Here is a 22,676-nt window from a genome sequence, read left to right on the forward strand (position 1 = left end):
TCTTTATATTACACACATGCAAATATAATCAAATTTTGATTACTTGTACTCCTGCCAGCTCTTAATCTGTATATCTTCTACGTTCATATTGCAGAAAGCGTCGATAAAGGCGCTAGCCAGACGGGCGTTCGTGATCAATGGAATGTTATGATCGATCGCCGCACGGCGGATCTTATAGCCATTGGTCAACTCACGTTTGCTATGATCTTTCGGGATATTTACTACCAATTCGAAAGCGTGATTGCTGAACATATCCATGATATTCAAATCACCTTCCTCATCCGGCCAGCAAACGGCGGTTGCCTTGATTCCGTTATCGTTCAGGAACTTGGCGGTTCCGTGCGTACCATAGATCGTGTAACCCTTGGCATCTAGCATGCGGCAAGGCTCCAATAGATCGACCTTACTCTTAGCTGCGCCGGAAGATACTAAAATGTTCTTCTTAGGAATACTGTTGCCTACGGCGATCATGGCGGAAAGCAAAGCCTCGTTGAAATCGTCGCCGATACAACCTACCTCGCCGGTGGAGCTCATGTCCACACCTAATACAGGGTCTGCCTTGTGCAAACGGGCGAATGAGAACTGGGAAGCCTTGATTCCGATCCAGTCGATATCGAATGCGCTCTTATCCGGTTTCGTATACGGAGCATCCAGCATGATACGGGTAGCCGTCTCGATAAAGTTGCGTTTCAATACTTTAGATACAAACGGGAAACTACGTGAGGCACGTAAGTTACATTCGATTACTTTCACGAAGTTATTCTTCGCCAAGAACTGGATATTGAACGGACCGCTGATATTTAACTCCTTTGCGATCATCTTGCTTACTTTCTTGATACGGCGGGCTGTCTCGAAGTAAATCTTCTGAGCCGGGAACACCAAGGTAGCGTCACCGGAGTGAACACCGGCGAACTCTATATGCTCGGAGATCGCGTACTCAACCACCTCGCCATTCATAGCGACAGCGTCGAACTCGATCTCTTTCGTTCCTTGCATAAACTCGGATACGACCACCGGATATTCCTTGGAAACCTTAGCGGCCAAATCCAAGAACTCGATCATCTGCTCTTTCGTATGGCAAACGTTCATCGCCGCTCCGGACAATACGTAAGACGGACGGATCAAGATCGGGAAACCTACTTTCTCGATAAACGCGTCGATCTCTTCCATGCTGGTAAGCTCTGCCCAACGAGGTTGGTCGATACCTAGCGAATCCAACATCGCGGAGAATTTATGACGGTTCTCGGCACGGTCGATCGATAGCGGGGAAGTACCCAATACCGGAACATTCTGGCGGTACAGTTTCATCGCCAAGTTGTTCGGGATCTGTCCACCTACGGAGACGATTACGCCCTTCGGCAATTCCAGATCGATCACGTCTAGCACGCGTTCGAATGAAAGCTCGTCGAAGTAAAGACGGTCGCACATATCGTAGTCGGTAGATACGGTCTCCGGGTTATAGTTGATCATGATTGATTTATAACCTAGCTTACGAGCGGTCTGGGCGGCATTCACCGAACACCAGTCGAACTCAACGGACGAGCCGATACGGTAAGCTCCGGACCCCAAGATAATCACGCTCTTCTCATTCGGGTAGTAGGTGATATCGTGCGGCGTGCCGTCGTAAGTCATATATAGATAGTTGGTCAATTCCGGGTGTTCGGAAGCGATCGTGTTGATACGTTTCACGGTAGGGAGAATGCCCATTTTCTTACGCAAGTTGCGTACGCGGATATTCTCTTTCTCCATATTTCCTTCCGGGTTCTCTACGTAACGAGCGATCTGGAAGTCTGAGAAACCAAGGCGTTTCGCCTCTTTCAATACATCTTCCGGAAGATCCTCGATCTTGTTGTAACCTTTCAATACGTTGGCGTAATCCACGATATTCTTCAAGCCCTCCAAGAACCAGCGTGTGATCTTTGACAACTCATGGATCTTGTCTACGCTATATCCCTGTTCCAAGGCTTGCGCCACGGCGAAGATACGCAAGTCGGTAGGGTTCGCCAACTCCTCGTCCAAGTTATCGAAATGGATATCGTTGTTACCTACGAAACCATGCATTCCTTGTCCGATCATACGAAGACCCTTCTGCATGATTTCCTCGAAGCTCTTACCGATCGACATGATCTCGCCGACGGATTTCATGCTGGAACCGATCTGGCGGCTGACACCCACGAACTTCGTCAAGTCCCAACGCGGGATCTTCACGATCATATAATCTACCTCCGGCGCTTTGTACGCGGAGTTTGGAGTACCCATCTCGCCGATCTCGTCCAATCCGTAGCCCAACGCCAACTTAGCGGCGACGAAAGCCAATGGATAACCGCTGGCCTTGGATGCCAAGGCGGAAGAACGGCTCAAGCGAGCGTTCACCTCGATCACACGGTAATCGCAAGTCTCGGAGTTGAAAGCGTATTGGATATTACATTCACCCACGATACCTAAGTGGCGGATCGTCTTGGTAGAAAGTTCTTTCAATAAATCTAATTCTTTCTCGGTCAAGGAGCAAGTCGGAGCTACTACGATACTCTCGCCGGTGTGTACGCCTAGCGGGTCTACGTTCTCCATGCTCACTACCGTGAAGCAATGGTCGTTCTTGTCGCGGATCACCTCGAACTCGATCTCTTTCCAACCCTTCAAAGATTCCTCGACCAAGATCTGGGATGAGTAAGCGAAAGCGCTTTCCGCCAAGGTGCGAAGCTCGGCCTCGTCCTTGCAGATACCACTGCCCATACCACCTAATGCGTAAGCGGAACGGATCATTACGGGGAAACCGATCTTATAAGCGGCAGCCACGGCGTCGTCCATGCTTTCTACGGCTTGGCTGATCGGGGTCTTCACTTCTATCTCGTTCAGTTTCTTAACAAATAGGTCACGGTCCTCGGTGTACATGATAGCCTCAACGGATGTACCCAATACTTTCACGCCATATTTAGCCAACGTGCCGCTGGTGTAAAGTTGAGTACCGCAGTTCAAAGCGGTCTGCCCGCCAAACGCCAATAGGATTCCGTCCGGTTGTTCTTTTTTGATAACTTCCTCCACGAAGTAAGGAGTGATAGGCAAGAAATATACCTTATCGGCTACTCCCTCGGATGTTTGGATAGTCGCGATATTCGGATTTAGCAATACGGTACTGATCCCTTCTTCTTTCAGAGCCTTTAACGCTTGCGAACCAGAGTAGTCAAACTCCCCGGCCTGTCCGATCTTCAGGGCACCCGAGCCCAGAACAATCACCTTTTTGATATCACTTTTCGACATAGTAATTTGGGTTGTTTTGTTTATTATAATGATTTTAGAATATTATACCTTTATATTATATCACCGGACCGATGGACACAAAAAAAATGCGTTAGTAAAAGTAACCAACGCATCTTATATAACCAAATTATAATCCCGTAAAATAGAGAAAAGAGCCTCAACCTCCGACATATAACCGGAATAGAACTTCGGATTATCCTTATGTGTCTTGTTTGTCATCTGCTCTCTCTTCAAAATTTCGGCAAAGATAGGGCTTTTGTTTGAAAGAACAAGTTATTTTCTTAAATTTGTAGTATTGTATCAGAAAAAAGAAAGCTTATGGCACGAATAACGATTCCTTATGCGGTAGCGGATTTTGTAGAGATGCGGGAACGCAATTTCTACTATGTGGACAAGACCGATTTCATTCCGGGCTTGGAAGACTATAAGGCTCCAGTCTTCTTGCGTCCCCGTCGTTTCGGGAAAAGCCTGTTTATCTCTACCTTGACCTGTTACTACGACCGTACCAAGGCCGACCGGTTCGAGGAACTGTTCGGCGGGACTTGGATCGGGGAGCACCCGACGGAGGAGCATAATCGTTATATGATCGTGCGCTATGATTTTTCCAAGATGGTGATGGCCGATGACATGGAAGGGTTGGAGCGGAATTTCAACGATCTGAATCGTTCTCCCGTGGAGATCATGGTAACGCATAACCGGGACTTGTTTAAGGATTTTCAGTTCTCCAGCAAGAAAGAGGCCTCCAAGATGCTTGAGGAAGCTTTGGGGTACGCCCGTGAGCATGGACTGCCTAAAGTGTATGTGTTGATCGATGAGTACGATAATTTCACCAATCAGTTGTTGACGGCCTACAAGGATCCGCTCTATGAGCAGGTAACCACGAAGGATAGTTTCCTGCGCACTTTCTTCAAGGTGATCAAAGCGGGTATCGGCGAAGGTAGTATCCGTACATGTTTCTGCACGGGGGTTCTTCCCGTCACGATGGACGATTTGACAAGCGGATATAATATAGCGGAGATCCTGACCTTGCATCCGAGGTTTCTGGATATGCTTGGTTTTACGTATGAGGAAGCGAGCGCTTATCTTCGTTATGTCCTTGACAAATACGGCACGGGGCAGGACTCTTTTGAGGAACTTTGGCAACTGATCGTGAACAACTACGACGGCTATCGTTTCCGTCCCGGCGCGGAGCCTTTGTTCAATTCCACGATCTTGACCTATTTCTTTAAGAACTTCGCCACGATGGATGGTATGATCCCGAGTGAGCTGGTGGATGAGAACCTGCGTACGGATATCGGTTGGATCCGTCGCTTGACCCTCTCGCAAGAGAACTCCAAGGAGATGCTGGATGCGTTGGTGATTGACGACGAGTTATCCTATAACGTTTCCGACCTGTCGAGCAAGTTCAACAAGAGGAAATTCTTCGACAAGAACTTCTATCCGGTCAGCCTCTTTTATCTGGGTATGACCACGCTGCGGAATAATTACCGCATGGTGCTACCCAACCTTACGATGCGCAGCATCTACATGGACTATTATAACGAGATGAATCATATAGAGGGAAACGCCCAACGCTATGTGCCTACTTACGAGCGTTTCACGGAAGAGCGTCGTTTCGAGCCGCTGGTACAAAACTACTTCGAGCAATACCTCGGGCAGTTCCCGGCGCAGGTGTTCGACAGGATCAACGAGAATTTCATCCGTTGCTCCTTCTTCGAGCTTTGTTCCCGTTACCTGAGCAGCTACTATACGTTCGCCATCGAGCAGAACAATTCGGCGGGCCGTTCGGATTTCGAGATGACCGGTATCCCCGGTACGGACTATTACAAGGATGACCGGTTGGTGGAATTCAAGTATTTCAAGGCGAAGGAGGCGGAGCGCATGCTGGCGCTCAGCGATCCCCGTCCCGAGGACGTGGCGCAAGTACTCGCCTACGCCAAGGATACCAAGGAGAAGTTCCCGTACTACCATGTCCGTTCCTACATTGTATATATCTGTGCCAACAAAGGATGGAAATGCTGGGAGGTGACTCCGTGATATCAATCCAATTGCTTTATTAATAGTACTTTGTGGTGCCAATGATGTGCCATGCTATTGGCACAGTTGTGCCACCATGCTGGCACGCCCGTACCACCTCGATGGCAAAGGCGTGCCACTGCGATGGCACACGCATGCCACGGTGATGGCACGTTCGTAACATGGGTAGTGGCACAAGCCTCTCTTCCTTGGTTTACCAGTCGTACTCTTCGAAATAAGCGTCGAAGTCTTTTGGTTCCTTCACCCCACAGCGTTTAAGCGCATTCAATACGACCTGTTGTTCGGAGGGTGAAAGCGGCCTTTCTCCCTTGCGGACACGGTAGTAAGTACGCCGGCTGAAGTGCCTCATGAGTCCCGGGATAACGGAGAGCATCTGTTTGTGCGGCAAGCTCTCCAATAGGCTTACGAATCCCGCGGCATAGCGTACTTTCTTGTTCGGACGGTAATAAGGGCAAGTTCCCTTCAATGAGGCGAGGTGTCTCGGGCTGATGATCTGCCAATAGGCCGTCTCGTCGGGCATACTTCGCTCTGCCAGTTGCCTAAGGCAAGTAGAGGCTTTGGGGCATTGCCGGTCTAGGCATAGGGTATATTGGTTGGGGATTGTAGCGTTGTCAAGTTTTTCTTCCATATTTTTATGTATAAATAGTTTGTTATCGTGGTATTTCCGGATTAAATGATTGTTCTCCCGCGAATGTAAATATAAAATGAAGACAGATACGGAATTTACGGTTTAATTGTCTGGTTGGGGCTCAATATTTGTTGGATAAGTGCCGTGATGCGTTTATTTTATTTATATGTGAATATTCTTGATAAAAGATTAGGACGATAAGAAATATTTTGTATACATTTGTGAAAATACATCTTGGATGTATTTGATAAACTGTTAATAAGACCTGCTTTTTTTCTTTCCAGTTTCTATGGTGATGAAGGCCAGTCCAGTAAGGAGCCTAATTACTATAGGGTTTTTAATTATGAACATTTGAATAGGAGGCTCAATCTTGATTGGGATGTGGAGCCGGTGCGTAACAATGATGGGTGAGAGGTAATCTCGCTTTCGTTGGATAACCTAGATACGAATGATCTCATGGATGCGATCATTTTGTAGGTTCGGCGTAGATTCGGTCAGACTGGCGGAATTGGATAGATGATATCTATTTTGTTGGGTATTCTCGTTAAAGGTGATTGTTTTATGTACTGCTTCAGTTGCGGTCCGGTTGACTGTATAGTGAGTTTGGTATATGATAATAGCCTTGTATTATGAATTTTATTTCTGGAGAATTTAAATTTTAAGACCATGAAGACGATTAAATCTTTTTTGTTTGTGATGTTTATGTTGCTTGCTAGCAATGCGATGGCAAATCAGGTTCTCGGTGAAGTTAATGAATCTGAGCCTGTGGAAGGAGCGGCTGCAGGGAGTGAGACTCTTATGATTTATTTGTCAAATTTTTATGAGACTCCTGGACATAAGGAGGCGGTGGCTCAAGTGGTGCAGCCTGGAACTTTTCCCGATCTTCATCCGCTTCCAACAGGTAATTACACGTATGAGTGGACACTTACGCCTGGAGGTAGTGTTACTTCTTGTAATATGTGGCCTACGAATGCACGCAGAGGCGACGTGAGTGTAAATTATAATACGGCAGGTACTTCCCGTGTGGAATTTGAGTGCGAAGTTTACTTAAATGGTAGTTTATATACTACACTCTCGTACTTTTGGTATCTATATTAGGCTGTATAGATAGCTAGCATTCAAGAAGATGAATTTTGATTATTCTGTTGGAATTCATCTTCTTGTTTTGATTAATCTTAAAGATCTTGTTAATGTTATGAGAAAACTTTTTGTTTGTTCACTTTTCTTGTTCATGCTAGCTGCGTGTATAACCGACTTCACGCCGGAAGTGAAGGGCGTGCGGGGTATCCTCGTGGTGGATGGGATGATAACGGGTGGGGAATCGGAGTTCCGGATCAGCCGGAGCGTCGGCATCTTGGATAATCTTCGGGAGAATGATACGATTACGGACGCACGGGTGAGCGTGGAGCGGAGCGATGGTGTATTGTTCGAGGCTTGGCAAGATGAGAAGGGTGTCTATAAAGTGCGGAACGGCGAACTCGATCCCGGTCTGTCTTATCGCTTGAATTTTGCGCTAGAGGGCAAATCTTACCAGTCTGCTTTCTTGAAGCCCTTGTTCACTCCGGAGATAGATAGCCTTAGTTATCATAAAAGAGGTCGTGAGGAGCCGGTGACCATTCATGTCTCTAGCCATGCCGGAAAGGATAGTCCTCCCTATTATCGTTGGAGCTATAAGGAGAACTGGGAGGTTCAATCTCCTTTATATGCGAATGCCGGAACTATTGACGGTAAATTCATGTATTTTAATCCTTATACACCCGAAAATCTCTATCATTGTTGGGTAAAGGATTCCTCGAAGATATTGCTGATAGGCACCACCGAAAAGCTGGGCGAGAATCGGCTGGCGGAACACAAGCTATTCGAGATCTCTGCGGCAGACGAGCGATTGTCGGTCTTGTATCATGTCGAGATCTCGCAGATGCAGATCCGTAAGGAGGCGTATGATTACTTCAAGATGTTGCAAGAGGAGATCGAGCGCACCGGCAGTATCTTTAGCCCGGTCATGTCGGCTGGTGATAATGGAAATATTTTTAATATATCCGATCCGGATGAATTGGTGATAGGGTATGTTGAGGTGACTAGTTCGACACGGAAGGGAATGTATCTCTCGTATGAGGATGATCTATATGTCCCGGATAAGATTATCCCATGCGAGATCTATCCAAAGGACTTTCCTATGGGAGGTTTGGCTTGGTATCAATATCCGGATTCGAAGACTTACCCTCGATGCGTGGATTGCCGTCAGGGGAAGGCCACGAAGGAGCGGCCGTCTTGGTGGCCGAACGATCATTATTAATTTAAAATAGGAACCCGATCATGCGAACAGGAAAAACCATCTTTTATATGCTTTGCCTCCTTTGCGGGTGGCAAGTATCGGCGCAGGAACTGGCTGTGTCGGAGAGTTTACCGGTAGACGGTAAGGAAGGACGTTATATGGAGAAAGCCGGTAATCAAGCCTTGATCTATGCCGGGGAGTTGGAGCCTCTGTACCTGAACCGGTTGGAAGGGCATCCTTATTTGGATACGAAGGATTACCGAAAGGGAACGTTGGCATTCGATGGGATCGTATATCCCGGGGTGGAGATGCGTTTGAACGTGTATCTGGAAAAGCTGATCGTGCTCTCGCCGGATAGACGGTTGCATGTGATCGTTCCCTCGGAACGGATTCGGTTTGTGCACCTTCCCGGCTATGATTTGTATTATATGGAACCGAAAGGGGAGAAAAGGAATTACCCCGAAGGTTTTTATGTTCGGTTATATGCCGGGAAATATTCCCTTTGGAAAAGATCGACAAAGGGATTGGAGCGGCGCATGGAAGAGCTGACCCTGACAGACCGGTTCGTCGAAAAGATATCTTATTATATATGTAGGGACGGGGTATATTACCCTGTAAGTGGTAAACGCTCGCTTTTCAATTTATTCAAGGAAAATAAGAATGAGCTGAAGCGATATATAAAAGAGCGAAGGCTCTCGTTTGGAGATGAACGGGAACGCTCGCTGATCGAGGTGGTGGAATATTGTGAAACCTTAAATCTACGCTGATGAAAAAACGAAAGTATATCTGGATGATCCTGTTATTTGTCACGGTAGCGGCTTTTGCCGGACGACGGGTAACCATCCGGCTGGACGGGCGTCCGGCTATGGAATTGATCGAGGCGATCGAGGGGCAAACGGGTCTCCGTGTATTGGGTGATCCGGCGGTGCTGGATTCGCTGACGGTTACGGTGGACGTGAGGGACGCGGAACCGGAGCAAGTCTTGCGGGATGCTTTGCGTTCTGCCTCATTGTTTGTGACGAGGTATTCGAATGACTTGATCGTCACGAGCGAAGAAGAACTGACCGCCTCTTTGCCAGAAGGATATTTTAACGCCATCGTGGTTCGTGAGGTGGAAGATGCAGTTTCCTATCTCTCTTTGCGGCGTGAACAACGGGCCTCCTCCGAGAATAAAGTTTATGAGATCGGTTCTCCGACCGGACAGGTGGAGGAATGGGTGACCTTGGTCGGTACGATCACGAATTTTAAGACGGGCGAGCTCTTAAAAGGTGTCTCCTTGCAGATCGACGATCCCGCCATCGGGGTGACGAGCGACGCAAGCGGTCATTATTCGATCCGGCTTCCCGCCGGACGTCGGGATCTACGTATCCGTTCTATCGGCTTAAAGGATACCAAACGACAAGTTATGCTTTATGCCTCCGGCAAGTTAGATATCGAGTTGGAAGAACAGGTATATGCCTTGAGCGAGGTTTCCGTTTCGGCGAATATCGTGGAGAACGTGCGGAGTACGGCTTTGGGCGTGACTCGTTTGAAAATGAAAGAGATCAAGAATATCCCGACGGCTTTCGGTGAGTTGGATATCTTGAAAGTGGTCATGGCCTTGCCGGGAGTCAAGTCGGTGGGCGAGGTATCCAGCGGATTCAATGTGCGGGGAGGCGCTACGGACCAGAACTTGATCTTGTTTAATGGCGGGACGGTTTATAACCCTACGCACCTGTTCGGGCTTTTCTCTATCTTCAATTCCGATATGGTGAAAGATATGGAATTATATAAAAGCAGTATTCCCGCCAAATTTGGTGGTCGTATCTCCTCCGTGTTGGATATCAATTCCCGGGAAGGAAGTAAGGAGAAATTCCAAGGTTCGGCCAGTCTCGGCTTGCTGACCAGCAGCCTTACGCTAGAGGGGCCGCTTTTCAATAAGAAGACCTCGTATATTGTCGGTGCCCGTACCACGTATTCGGACTGGCTCTTGAATTTATTGCCGGAGAAGAGCGGATATAAGGACGGTAACGCTGGTTTTTACGACTTGAACGCCTCGATCGATCATCGTTTTGACGTGAATAATAGTTTGACGTTGACCGGATATTTCAGCCACGACCGTTTTCATTTCGATGAGGTGGAACGATACGCTTACCAGAATGCCAGTGCCTCGCTGAAATGGACGCATGCTTTCCATCCGAATCTCACCGGGACATTTATCACCGGATATGATCATTATAACAATCGGACTGAGAACACGGATAACCCGGCGACCGCTTATACGCTGACTTTCGGTATCGACCAGTTTTACGGCAAGGCTGATTTTAGTTGGCAGGCGCATGATCATCATACGATCGGGTTTGGATTGAGTTCCTTGTATTATAACTTGAATCCCGGGGAATATCTGGGGAAAGGCGAGGCTTCATTGGTGCTGGACGACCGGATGCAGTCCGAGAAAGCGCTGGAATCGGCTATTTACGTGGGCGATCGTTGGGATATAACTCCTACCTTATCGATAGACGCTGGAATCCGTTATAGTATGTATAATGTAATGGGGCCTAGAACTTATAATTTGTATGAACCGGATAAGATGCCGTCTCCTTCTGCCGTGATAGATACGAAGGAGGAAGGGAGTGGAATTTATAAGACTTACCAAGGACCGGAGTTCAGGATCTCCGCTCGCTATGAGTTCGCAGACGGATTCTCTATCAAGGCCGGTTACAATACGATGCGGCAGAATATCCATAAGCTGTCCAATACCACGATCATGTCTCCCACGGATACTTGGAAACTTAGCGACGCGAATATCAAGCCGCAAACCGGTTCGCAGGTGGCTGTCGGGCTTTATAAGAATTTCATTAGGGCCGGACTGGAAACTTCCGTGGAGGGCTATTATAAAACCATGGATAATTATTTGGATTACCGTAACGGGGCGAACTTGATCATGAATCATCATATCGAGACGGATGTGGTCAATACGAAAGGACGGGCCTACGGTGTGGAGTTTATGATACGCAAGCCGAATGGGAAGTTGAACGGTTGGGTGAGTTATACCTATTCCCGTACCCAGCTCCGACAGGAGGACGCTCGTATCAAAAAGCCGGTCAACCGGGGCGAGTGGTATCCGGCGGATTACGACAAGCCGCACGACTTGAAGTTCGTGGGTAATTATAAATTCACCCAACGGTTCAGCGTATCGGTGAATTGTGACTATAGTACCGGCCGCCCGGTTTCCATTCCGGTCAGCAAATATAATTTCGCTGGAGGGGAGTTCGTCTATTTCTCCGACAGGAACCAATACCGGATTCCTGATTATTTCCGGATGGATCTTTCTATCAATATAGAGCCGAGCCATCATCTGACTTTACTTACGCATAGCACTGTCTCGCTGGGAATTTATAACGTAACCGGACGGGATAACGCTTACTCTGTCTATTATGTTGCCGAGGAAGGCCGGCTGAAGGGCTATAAACTAGCGATTTTCGGAGCTCCCATTCCGTATATTTCTTATAATATTAAATTCTAAAGGCTTGAACCATGAAATATTCGATACTATCATTGATCTTGACACTGCTGTTTCTGGGACATGGTGATTTATTGGCGGCGAACGATTTCCGGGAGCGTATTTACGTGCAAACAGATAAACAGGTCTATTTGGCAGGCGAGTTGCTTTGGCTGAAACTTTGCGTGACCGATGCGACAGGTATCCCCGTTTCATTCAGTAAAGTGGGGTATGTGGAGTTGCTCGATGAATCGACAGCCTTGGTACAAGCGAAAATAGAGATCAAGGAGGGGATCGGGGAAGGATGGCTGGAACTGCCCGCCCTTTTGCCTACCGGCTATTATCGCTTGGTGGCTTATACCCGTTATATGCGGAATGAGGGTGATACGGTCTTTTTCCGGAAAACGATCGGCGTGGTGAATACCTTCCGGAAAGACGAGACTATTCCCACAGACACCCTTATAAAAGCTACTTCTCCGGATATATCCGGTAATACGCTTCAATTGACTATGGATAAAGCTTCTTTTTCACGAAGGGAACAAGGTAATATCCGGATTCAGGGTCTACCTGCTGATGTGTATACGTTGGGAATCTCTATTGCCGGCAAAGAATTTATTCCGATGCCCGACGATCATTCTATTTGTCAATGGCAGGCTATGTTACCTTCTCTAAACCAAACAATTTTTACGGGCGATTATCTTCCGGAGTATGAAGGCCATTTGATTCGGGGCAAAATTGTGAATGTCCGGACTGGAGAAGCGTTAGTGCAAACGAGTGTTTCTCCGTTACTCGGGTTTGTAGGTGATGAGATCCGATTGTTTGGCGGTCAGCAGCAGGAGGATAAGGAATCCGTGCTGTTTTATACCTCGAGGATCACGGGTACGCATGAGCTAGCCACTACTACCGATTCAAAAGGGACAGAGGCTTATCGAATAGATATCCAATCCCCTTTCGCTCTTCATCCTGCCTCGAGAATGCTGCGATTCAGGATGAATCCCGCTTGGGATGAAGGATTAACGCAACGTAATATCGGTCTGCAAGTCACCCGTACGTTTACGGCGGATTCCTTGGGACATGTAGAACCGGTTCGTGCATATTTCCAATGGAAACCGTATAAGACTTATTTACTGGATGAATATACCCGTTTCCCTACGATGGGAGAAACGGTCTTTGAATTTGTGGAATCCGTCTCTTTCCGGAATACGAATGGGAAACGTTCGCTTTTCGTCTTGTTAGAGGATCTTTCCAACCAAACGGTATCTCTGAATAGCCCGCTGGTGCTGCTGGATGGTATTCCTATCATGGATCATGAATTGATTTATAACTATAATCCGGCTTTGATCCGGCGTCTGGAGGTGTACAGGAATCGATATAGTTTTGGGGGACAGGTTTTTGAGGGGATCTTAGCTTTCCATACTTATAAGAACGATTATCCTACGCTGAAAGTCGGTGCGTCTACCCAGCTATTTGATTATGAGGGTACACAGCGCCGCCGTTTGTTCTACGCTCCCACTTACCCAGATGAGATTTCTCGTAAAAGCCGTATTCCGGATTACCGGCATACTTTGTTATGGATGCCGAATGTACAAACCGGAGGCAAGGCGGTATTGACTCTTCCTTTTTACACGTCCGATTTGCCGGGAGAATATACGGTGACTGTCGAGGGGATAACAAAAGAAGGGAAAACCGTTCGGGGTATTGTTTGTTTCGGCGTTCTGGAATAGGGGTGTTTACGCGTGCGGTCTACCTCATGAATTTACGAGGTAGGCCGCATAAAAATAGCTATTATCAAGTACTTATTTAACCGTAACATTCCATCCGGAAAGAATACCTCCGTAGAAGTAAAAGTCTACGCAGAATGTTTTTCCTGTGTTTAGCTCTTTGACCTCGTAGTATTTCGTGGCACCTTTTTCGTTCACCAATTTATAATCGGCGATATTCGGAATAGGCACGTTGGCGAGCTCCTTGATCTTTGCGTTTATCATGTTCAAGATATCCATGTTCTCGAAAGGATTCGTTACTTTGGTACTCTTGGATAAAGCCGGATTCACCCCATTGTTCTCGGCACGAACCGCACGAACACTATCCGCATAAGCCTTGAACATCGCACGGCTTTCCGGAGTGCGTAAAGCGGATACGGTAAAGATAGAGATTCCTTCCGCCCCATGATTTAGCGCGGCGTCCATGCTGGCTTGCATATCGTCTGAAACCATTAAGCCGCAGTAAAGCGTTGTTTTCGGGTTCTTATCCCGAACATCCTCTATCATACAGTCTGAGATAAAACTAATATCTTCCGTGTAGAAGTTATGGTATACCATGGGGAAGACAATGTCCAGATTCCATTTACCCCAGTCTTGACGAACCATTTTGGACGCCATCTTGGGGGTTGGGAAAGGAGAGGCTGCCATTTTCTTTCCATAGGAGTGAACCACGTCGGCGATCATATTGGCTACCTCGGTAATCTGGTCACAACGGAATTGAAGCCATTTCTCGTCTTGCGAGGGATCTTCTTGTTCCCTTGGATCATATCCGTAAGCGGCCTTGAACTTCTCGATCATAGCCGGGTGATAGCCAAAATCCCATTGCGGATATTCTTGATCTTGCACGATACCGTATTTCGGCCAAAGGGTAGTCGGCAGGATAACGTCCACGAAACGGTTGTAATCGATAGCGATACCGTTCAAACCCTCTACCTCGCAGTAAGCCTCTATTTTCTTCTTGATAAACTCCCGTACCTCGGGTAAGGCAGGGCACATAAATTTGTAGTAATCCACGTAAGCGGTCGTATCGGCCAAGCTTTGTCCGTTACGGTTTACGCTGAACCATTCGGGATGTTCTTTTAAGATAGCGTCTCGGTCATGTTCCAGATTCATCGTCCATAACCAAGCGTAGACCTCTATCCCATGTTTTTGGGCGATGGGAATAGCGGCCCGATAATCATCCGGAGTAGGGGCGTTTAGCATGACACCGTCTATCCCCGCCTCATTCATGATCGTGCAGATGGAGTCGAAATTCATTCCGGGCTGGTAATCCAACCAAGTCCAGAACATCGGATAAGCATCTTTCGTATCATTTTTCGGGGAACTGCAAGCACCTACGCAGCAAGCTACCAGAAGCAATACTAAATAATTTATGTGTCTCATAAGTTTAATGAATTTGATTAACGATTTATCCGTTAAAGATACGTATTCCTGTTTAATGCCGTTCTTTTTTCAGCGTAAATATCGGTAAATAAAAGAAGATGCCTAGGATAGACATGATAAGGCCGCCTATCGTTCCGGCGGCGAGCGGGAACCAAAAGGCTTCTTTATCGGTGCCTAGCATGAACGGGATAAATCCGAGTATGGTCGATATAACGGTTAGGAAAATCGGCGTGATCTTGGCGTTCCATGCCTTTAGATAAGCACGGATTGGGGAAATAGCGGGTATCCGTTCCCGAATTTGGTTATATTCGTTTAAGATATAGATACTGGCGTTTACCGTGATACCGCATAATAAAACGAAGGAGGCGAATCCACCTTGGTCGAAGTTCAGTTTGAACCAATAGAAGGTCAGGAATACCCCGATATAAGAGATCGGTATGACAAAAATGACCGCCAGCGGTTGTTTCAAGGAATTAAACAAGATACTGGTCGTAAAGAAAATAATAACGATGATCAAGAATAATAACGCATATTGTTTATTATCTTTCTGATCCCATGACCAATAGTTCTTTTCCGCTTTAGCCGTATATCCCATAGGCAGGATCTTGTTAAACTCTCTAAGTTCCCTTTTCTGTATCTTCTCGCCTTGTGAGGAAGCTCCGATATATTCATATTGCAGGCAGAGCCTGTATTGCTGGTTTACTTTCGCTATCTGTTGAGGGGTCTGGCTTTTCTCGACGATAGCGAGTTCGGACAACTTATAGGATTTATCACGGATGGTTTGAGGTACATATTGCATACTCCATATATCGAACTCCTTTGATTGGCGGGAAGAAAGTTTTAGCTTTTCCGTCTCGTTATCAACGACGATGGTACCTGCGTAGATATCTTTACCGAAAACAGGCCGGATAGACGCGAATAAATCGATAGGCAATATATCCGCTTGCGCCATACGGGATTTATTCAAGTTGAAGTAGAATTCCTGATAATCATCCTTCCACCAAGAAAACTCGGAATTGATCAATACTTCCTTGATACGGCGATACGTAAGCAATTTCTCCCGCAGTTTCTCCGCCCATTCGTATAGCTCGTCATAATTATATCCGTACATCTCGATCCGGAAAGAACCTGCGTTCTCACGGACATCATTGCTGAAACCTTGGTCCATAAGTCCCCATACGCCCCAACTTCCACCACCTAATTCCAACGCTTTGCTAATCACCCTGCTTTTCAAGGTGTAGGGGAAACCACTTCGCTCGTTCTCACGGGTGAAATAGACGTTGATACTGGCTTGACGTGCGTTATAGATACTGGTCTGGAATTGCCGTATTTCCTTATAGGTACTCAAGTAAGCCTCCATTCGGTTGATCAAGTGGTTCATTTGATCAAGGGTCGTACCGTTTGGCATGGAAGCGCTGATACTTAATACCGTTTCTTCATTCCGGGTAAAATAACTTCCCTCGTATACCTTTTGGACAAATAGCCGCAAGGTTCCTCCCAAACTCTTATCGACGATAGGTTTTATCGTTTCCTTCCAAATATCTTTCGCTGCGAATTCATTGTAGCGGGCGATCCACAAAGAGTCCCTTGCGGATAGATCCTTCTCTTCCGGCTCGATCTTCTCCGGCAATAAAAATATCGGTAGTCCGAAAGCCAGTACTAGAATAAGGCAAGCCAGCTTTTTCCAATTGCAAAGGAAACGGATCTGCGCCCGGTAATAATGAGAGAAATAGACTGGGAAACGGTGTATGAACGACCGTATCGGACGGACCACCGGATGTTGTTTCCAATGACTTCGAGCTTTTGGGGAAGAAGAAGCGGCTTTCTTCGGGTGCAAATTCATCTTATCGATCAATGCCGGAACCAAGAATAACGCGATGAACAAAGATACGGCCAGATTAATGATCACGACAGCGGCGAAATCTTGTAAATTCAACCGTATCTTCTCATCCAAGAAGAAGATAATCACGAGGGCACCCATAGTCGTCAAAGTTGCCGCCAGAATAGACAAGAAAGCTTTCCGGTCATGATGGTGCCGGATGTGATCAGTCATCACGATCGTATTATCGATCACCAAGCTGAGAGAGATCGTGATACCCGCCAGCGAGTACAATTGCATCTCCAACCCTAATAAATAATAAAGGATAACGGCTATACACAGGTTGATACTTAAACTGATGATGATCAAGAATAGATAACGTACATTCCGGGTAATCAGCAGAACGAAGAGCAAGAGGATCAAGATGGTCAAGCCTGTACGGACGTAGATTTTATCCAATTCTTCTTGGATAAATTCGGTAGCGTCGTAACTGGTATGGATCTCGTAACCGGGAGGAAGCAAGGTGCGGATATGTTCCATTTCTTCCTTCACTTTCTTGGCTAATTGCAACTGGTTGGCAGTCTCTTCCGCACGGATAGACAGGTAAATAGAGTTTAAACCATTGATCCGGTAGTAACTTTGTGGGGCCTCTTCTTGCCGGGTTACCTTTATCAATTGATCCAGCCGGATTAAGCTACCATCTTTGTTTGCGACGGTGATATGCGATGGTTCGAACCCATTCGTGATCTTTTCCGGCATTAACGCCAGACGAATCCATTCCTTGCCGGTATCTCCTTGTCCCATATTAGCGGTTCCAAGGAACTCTTTTTTGTAATATTGGCTGATCGCCGATTGGATATCCTCTATCGTGATCCCCAGATCCCGTAGCTGGCGGCTATCGTATTCCAAGCGCCATTCCATAGGGGTTGCCCCGCTAACATCGATACGATAAATACCTTGCACGCTGCTAAGCCGGGGCTTTATCTGATCCTCGGCGAATCGCTGGATGAATATCGGGGTAGCGGAAGCGTTCAAGGTATAACTCATGAATGGGCGTGATTCCTTGTCGTCCGGACGGCTCATCTCTAAAATCGGATAACTTAATTCTTCCGGAAGGTCCGGCCACGTCTGCCTTACAATGGTTGATGCCTCAAAACGTGCGGCATCTATATTCGTATGTTTATCTAGTTCTAAGGTAATCCTTCCCCATCCGTTTCCCGAGGTCGAGGAGATCTCTTTGATTCCTTTGATACGGGCAAGCATCGCCTCCAACCGGGAGGTTACCTCCATCTCGATAACCCTCGCTGAGTTGGAGGGCATATTATAGCTGATACTTAATTTCGGCAGCGTACGGGAGGGAGATAGCTTGATCGGCAATAAAGGCACGAAAGCGATCCCCGCCAATGCGATACAAAGGAAGGTGACGATGATCGTAAAGGATGATATATTCGGCTTAGAACCCATGCTCGTAATCAAATTCGTTGGCTAATGAGATGCCTGTCTCGAAATCATGTAAGGTGAGCTTACGTATTTTGTAATAGCTCAACCAATAATTTTGCAAGGCCGTGATATAATTACGTTGCGCTTCCTGCTGTCGGTTCAAGGAGAGCGTAAGGCTATTGATATCCGCTTTGCCGATCATGAAACGTTGCTTGGTCTCGTTATAGGCCATGATCGCGATGTCCAAAGCCTCTTCGGCGCTGGCGATCAGGTTTTGCTGTACATTGAAATCGCCGACAGTCATGATTACGTCTTCCTCCAGAGTGACTTCCGTCTGCCGTGCGGATATTTGCGTAACATTTAGATTGCTTTTGGCTATATTGTATTTACCCTTCCGTACTCCCCAGTCTATAAGGGGAATAGAGATAGAGATCGATACCAAGTCCTGCTGCAGCGGATTCTTGTAAACTTCCTTAAACTGGGTCGCTACTTGATTGAAACCGATACTGGCATTCAAGGAAGCGTTGAATAAGGTTTCCTTTTTGGTCTTATCCACTTGTTGCTCGGCCTCTAACACCTCTTGCCGCACTTCCAGAAACTTGGGGTTATTCTCCCGGGCTAACGTCAATGCTTGATCCACCGGAATATCCATATCATGGGGGCGTGACGGCAGACGAAGCCGTATCTCCGTATTTTTATCGAAATTCAAATACGAGGCCAAGCTGAACATGGCTCGCTTCAAGGCTATATCGGCGTTTTGTAACGTATTGCGGGCATTGATCGCATCCAGCTTGAGTGTCAGTAAATCCGCTTGACTAATAGCCGCGATCTTATGCCGCTCTTGGCCGGTACGGTATAACGTATCGGTTGTCGCTACATTTTCTTTGGCCATATCATATTCTACTTGAGCCATGGCTAAAGAGAAAAAATAAGTGGTGGCTTGTTCGCTGACGGTCTCGATATTATAAAGCAACTCTTTCTTTACTTTCTCATATTTTAGAGGCTCTATCTTCTTCTCCCACCGGAAAGGATTGTATCCCAATAAATCTTGGCTGTATCCGATACGGATTGGAACGGAGGTGAACTGATTATAAGTATTCGAGCCGAAATAGCGCATATACCCCAGATCCGTATCCACGAAGAAACTACCACCCAGCATATCGAAGTTCTGCTTGATCTTTAAGTTTCCTCCCGCATAAAAGGACTGTTGCTTACGGTATTCGTCAATGTCTTTTTCTGAATCGTATCGTTTCGTGATATCCCGGTAATATTCGGCGGGTGTGATATTCAATGTAAGACTAGGCAGTCGCTCCGCTTTGTAATTACGAAACTCCCAGTAGCCGGACAAGAATAGGTTTTTCGTACGAAAAGCCTCCAGCGAGCTATCGGCGGCCAATGAGATCGTCTTCTCAAGGGAAAGGACGAGCGATTGGGCCGATACTCCTTCGGCTAATAGCGAACAGAACGCGTATAAAACTAGGAATGTCCTCTTGTATCTTTTTTTCATAATGCATGTCTCCTATAGATAAACCAATAAACCAAAGGGATAATAAATAAACTGACTACCGTACCGATCAGCATCGCCGAGATCATGGCAATGGAGAGTGGCTTTTGCAACTCACTACCCATATCGAACGTGAATAGTAGCGGTACCATACCGAATATAGTTGTCAATGAGGTCATGATAATCGGGCGCAGACGGCGACGACCCGCCTCATGGATCGCTTCCATCAAGGGTACACCTTCTTTCCGAAGCTCATTGATCGCGTCCAGTTTCAAGATAGAGTCGTTTATGATGATACCGCAAGTTACCACGATACCGATAGCACTCATCAGGTTTAAGGTATGCCCGCATATCCATAATACCAGTAAGGAGGCGGCTACGTCTATAGGTATTTCCAGCAGGACGATCAAGGGCTGCAAGAAGCTCTCGAATTGCGCCGCTAAGATAAAGTACATCAAGAGAATGGATATGAACAAGATGACGACCAGTTCATTCAGCATTTGTTGGTTCGAGAAGAAGCTTCCCGAGAAATCGATGTCCCAATTCGTCTTATCTTTGGATTCGCTGCGGACGAGCTCCCGAATATTTTCCATTAACTGTTCCGCATTCTCTACTTGATAGAAGCTAAAAGGAATATATTCCCCGTTCTTTCCAGCGGTGAGTATCTTCAAATCCTCTCCGGGAGTAATTTTTGTTACTGCACTAAGAGGGACATGATTCGTCTTTTGGTTTTCGTCCGGTTGCGTACGGATTAACGTATTATGTAGGATATGATCGACCGTTTGCTCGTTTCCGGCTAGCGTGATCGGTAAATACTGTTGATAAGAGCGTAAAGTAGCGACTTCATTTTCCTTGAAGGCCGTCTTAAGTACCCGGTAGACCTCTTCATAGGAGATATTATAAAGTAATAGTTTCTGATGGTCTATGGATATGTTTAATTGATTCTCGAAAGCTACGCCAACGGGAGCGAGACCGGTCTTACTCTCTAGTGTTTTCTCTAGTTTTTGCAAAGTAGGGGCATCCGGAGCTTGTTCTTTGTTACGGGCATAGAACTCGGCTACGATATCGGCCTCACCGGTTACGAACAGTTTCTCAAACACAGTCTCCGGCGGAGAGAACGATAATACGGCTGTCGGGTAATTTCGCTTTACCCAAGCGGAGATTTCTTGTTGTAAAGGAGCGATAGCATCGGTCTCTTCTGTCTTGAAATAAAGCTCTACTTCCGAGATGGATAATTCCCTGTCTCGGTTTAGCAGGAATTGTTGCTGTCCGATATAGGCCGTGTGTTGCGCACCTAACCGATCGGCCTCACCAAATAATTCGGTGACTCTCTTTCTATTCTCATCAATATGGATGTTCTCATTCCATTCAACATGTGCGATTAACTCATTCTGATCGATTTCCGGCATCCGGCTTTTGGGGATCATATAGAATAGGATCGCGCAAAGGGGGATAGTGACAGCTACAAATAGTAGGCTAGTGGTTTTATGCCTGAATATGAAATCAACCCCTCCGTCATAGAATCGGTCTAGCGTATGCTCCTTGATCAAATTGTTTATTTTCAGATTGAAAAAGGAATGCTTGATCTCCGGTATGCTGTAAACTAATTTGTAAAGTACAGGCAGTAACATGATTCCAGTGAAATAAGAGACCATTAAACCAACCGTAACAGCAAACGCCTGATCGAAGAAAATCGCTCCCGCTATACCACTCATAAATACCAGCGGGACGAATACGGCGATCGTGGTAAATGTGGAACTAAGCATGGGGGTGATTACTTCTGTGGTCCCTTTTATACACGCTTCTTCCAGATTATCTCCTTTTGCCCGGTATTGCGCTATATTCTCCGTCACGATGATGGAACTGTCTATCATCATACCCAATGCCAAAATCAATCCGGATAGGGAGATGATATTTAAGGACATATTGAAAAGGTAGAAGAACAAGAAACTAATGATGATACTGACTACCATACTTAGTCCGATTACCGCCGGGCTTTTTACGTCCCCGAGGAAAAGGATCGCCACGATGCAGATAAATAAGAAACCTAACGATAGATTCTGTTTGAGGTTGGAGATCGTATAATCCAATAACTCGGTCTGGTTTCTTGTGATCGTAAATTCAATATCCGGGTAAATAGACTTGAAATAATCGGTAACCTCGGCAAGCGCCTCTTTCATATTGTCCATATTCTCATCCGCTTGCTTGATAACGGCTAATGTAACGGCCCTTTCCCCGTTGGCTAGCGATAAGCCGGTTTCTTTTTCCGGTACGACAGCTACTTTTGCCAGATCTTTTATCTGGAAGATCCGGTCATTCTTACGGATATAGATATTTTGTACGTCTTCCGGTGTACGTAATAAGGTAGAAAATTTGATATTGTACTCATAATAACCATCCCGTACGGTCATGCTTCCCGGCTCTATATTATTGGCAGACAAGGCTGATTCCAAATTATTTAACGTAATATCAGCCATATCCAAGAGCTTCATATCCGGTACGATCTGTAATTGCCGTCCTAATATGCCCGTGATATCCACCATTGCGACTTCCGGCAACTGTTCGATCCTTCGTTTGATTACTGTTTCCGCGAATTGGCAAAGATCGAGGAAAGCCTCGTCGTTTTCAATTGTCTTGAGTGTGAGGTTGAGGCAAAACACCGGAATGTCCGTAGCGCTCGCCTTGACTACCCGTGGACGTTCTACCTCACGGGGCAGGTAATTCATGGCGGCGTCTATTTTCTCATTGACCTCTATAAAGGCAAGATCCGTGTTCGTGCCAAAGTCGAAGCTAAGGCGGATAATACCCGCTCCATCACGAGTCTCGCTATGGATATCCCGTAATCCTGCCACTTGCATCAATTGCAAACGGACCGGCTTCACGACGGTGTTTTCCAATTCCCGTGCGGATGTATTTTGTCCGGATATCTGAACGGTAATCTCAGGTATGGCGATATCAGGCAATAAGGAGACCGGTATGGTGAAATAAGTCACCAACCCCACGATAAAGCAAGCCGTAAAAGCCATCAATACCGCTATCGGACGTTGTAGCAGGAAGCGAATCATACGCAACTAATTTTCAATTCTCAATT

12 protein-coding genes are annotated in these 22,676 nt (G+C 46.5%); 6 read left to right on the forward strand and 6 right to left on the reverse strand.

Annotation, left to right across the window (positions count from 1 at the left end):
* Window positions 1–39 precede the first annotated feature (39 nt).
* Window positions 40–3,258: a carbamoyl-phosphate synthase (glutamine-hydrolyzing) large subunit gene (carB, locus tag ACYIA1_RS18250; protein WP_005867460.1), complete on the reverse strand. Its 3,219-nt coding sequence runs from the start codon at window positions 3,256–3,258 to the stop codon at window positions 40–42.
* Between the two features lie 318 nt (window positions 3,259–3,576).
* Here carB and ACYIA1_RS18255 point away from each other — a divergent pair, with 318 nt between their 5' ends.
* Window positions 3,577–5,295, forward strand: coding sequence for an ATP-binding protein (locus tag ACYIA1_RS18255; protein ID WP_048927111.1), 1,719 nt, complete (start codon window positions 3,577–3,579; stop codon window positions 5,293–5,295).
* 193 nt (window positions 5,296–5,488) lie between these two features.
* Here the strand turns inward: ACYIA1_RS18255 and ACYIA1_RS18260 are convergent, their stop codons facing one another.
* On the reverse strand, window positions 5,489–5,923 hold the full coding sequence (locus ACYIA1_RS18260) for a DUF6078 family protein (protein WP_199486262.1): 435 nt from the start codon (window positions 5,921–5,923) through the stop codon (window positions 5,489–5,491).
* A 666-nt stretch (window positions 5,924–6,589) separates the two neighbouring features.
* On the opposite strand from ACYIA1_RS18260, the gene ACYIA1_RS18265 reads away from it, so the two are divergent.
* From ACYIA1_RS18265 to ACYIA1_RS18285, 5 genes are all read left to right on the forward strand, one after another.
* On the forward strand, window positions 6,590–7,021 hold the full coding sequence (locus tag ACYIA1_RS18265) for a DUF2790 domain-containing protein (RefSeq protein WP_480336168.1): 432 nt from the start codon (window positions 6,590–6,592) through the stop codon (window positions 7,019–7,021).
* A 97-nt stretch (window positions 7,022–7,118) separates the two neighbouring features.
* Entirely contained in the window at window positions 7,119–8,219 is a 1,101-nt protein-coding gene (locus tag ACYIA1_RS18270; RefSeq protein ID WP_272060114.1) for a DUF4249 domain-containing protein, read from the forward strand.
* Window positions 8,220–8,239: 20 nt separating this feature from the next.
* Complete coding sequence (locus ACYIA1_RS18275; RefSeq protein ID WP_272060113.1) at window positions 8,240–8,965, forward strand: hypothetical protein; 726 nt, start codon at window positions 8,240–8,242, stop codon at window positions 8,963–8,965.
* Window positions 8,965–11,703: a TonB-dependent receptor gene (locus ACYIA1_RS18280; RefSeq protein WP_480336170.1), complete on the forward strand. Its 2,739-nt coding sequence runs from the start codon at window positions 8,965–8,967 to the stop codon at window positions 11,701–11,703. The genes ACYIA1_RS18275 and ACYIA1_RS18280 overlap by 1 nt, the downstream gene beginning before the upstream one ends.
* A gap of 11 nt (window positions 11,704–11,714) precedes the next feature.
* Window positions 11,715–13,403: a hypothetical protein gene (locus ACYIA1_RS18285; protein ID WP_147331035.1), complete on the forward strand. Its 1,689-nt coding sequence runs from the start codon at window positions 11,715–11,717 to the stop codon at window positions 13,401–13,403.
* Between the two features lie 72 nt (window positions 13,404–13,475).
* Here the strand turns inward: ACYIA1_RS18285 and ACYIA1_RS18290 are convergent, their stop codons facing one another.
* From ACYIA1_RS18290 to ACYIA1_RS18305, 4 genes are read right to left on the reverse strand one after another with little or no spacing between them, the layout of a single operon-like run.
* A complete protein-coding gene (locus ACYIA1_RS18290) occupies window positions 13,476–14,822 on the reverse strand; it encodes a family 10 glycosylhydrolase (protein ID WP_005867464.1) in 1,347 nt (448 codons plus the stop codon).
* A 52-nt stretch (window positions 14,823–14,874) separates the two neighbouring features.
* Complete coding sequence (locus ACYIA1_RS18295; RefSeq protein ID WP_122297484.1) at window positions 14,875–18,105, reverse strand: efflux RND transporter permease subunit; 3,231 nt, start codon at window positions 18,103–18,105, stop codon at window positions 14,875–14,877.
* The gene (locus ACYIA1_RS18300) at window positions 18,095–19,588 is read right to left on the reverse strand and encodes a TolC family protein (RefSeq protein ID WP_005867468.1); all 1,494 of its coding nucleotides are present in this window, start codon (window positions 19,586–19,588) and stop codon (window positions 18,095–18,097) included. Before ACYIA1_RS18300 ends, ACYIA1_RS18295 begins: the two co-directional genes overlap by 11 nt.
* On the reverse strand, window positions 19,585–22,650 hold the full coding sequence (locus ACYIA1_RS18305; protein ID WP_044544507.1) for an efflux RND transporter permease subunit: 3,066 nt from the start codon (window positions 22,648–22,650) through the stop codon (window positions 19,585–19,587). Before ACYIA1_RS18305 ends, ACYIA1_RS18300 begins: the two co-directional genes overlap by 4 nt.
* Between the last annotated feature and the right edge of the window lie 26 nt (window positions 22,651–22,676).

The organism is Parabacteroides sp. KHUB-02 (genome assembly GCF_056640955.1).

Coding starts and splice junctions, on each gene's coding strand:
- carB (WP_005867460.1), bottom strand. CDS start 3,258: ATGTCGAAAAGTGATATCAAAAAGGTGATTGTTCTGGGCTCGGGTGCC.
- ACYIA1_RS18255 (WP_048927111.1), top strand. CDS start 3,577: ATGGCACGAATAACGATTCCTTATGCGGTAGCGGATTTTGTAGAGATG.
- ACYIA1_RS18260 (WP_199486262.1), bottom strand. CDS start 5,923: ATGGAAGAAAAACTTGACAACGCTACAATCCCCAACCAATATACCCTA.
- ACYIA1_RS18265 (WP_480336168.1), top strand. CDS start 6,590: ATGAAGACGATTAAATCTTTTTTGTTTGTGATGTTTATGTTGCTTGCT.
- ACYIA1_RS18270 (WP_272060114.1), top strand. CDS start 7,119: ATGAGAAAACTTTTTGTTTGTTCACTTTTCTTGTTCATGCTAGCTGCG.
- ACYIA1_RS18275 (WP_272060113.1), top strand. CDS start 8,240: ATGCGAACAGGAAAAACCATCTTTTATATGCTTTGCCTCCTTTGCGGG.
- ACYIA1_RS18280 (WP_480336170.1), top strand. CDS start 8,965: ATGAAAAAACGAAAGTATATCTGGATGATCCTGTTATTTGTCACGGTA.
- ACYIA1_RS18285 (WP_147331035.1), top strand. CDS start 11,715: ATGAAATATTCGATACTATCATTGATCTTGACACTGCTGTTTCTGGGA.
- ACYIA1_RS18290 (WP_005867464.1), bottom strand. CDS start 14,822: ATGAGACACATAAATTATTTAGTATTGCTTCTGGTAGCTTGCTGCGTA.
- ACYIA1_RS18295 (WP_122297484.1), bottom strand. CDS start 18,105: ATGGGTTCTAAGCCGAATATATCATCCTTTACGATCATCGTCACCTTC.
- ACYIA1_RS18300 (WP_005867468.1), bottom strand. CDS start 19,588: ATGAAAAAAAGATACAAGAGGACATTCCTAGTTTTATACGCGTTCTGT.
- ACYIA1_RS18305 (WP_044544507.1), bottom strand. CDS start 22,650: ATGATTCGCTTCCTGCTACAACGTCCGATAGCGGTATTGATGGCTTTT.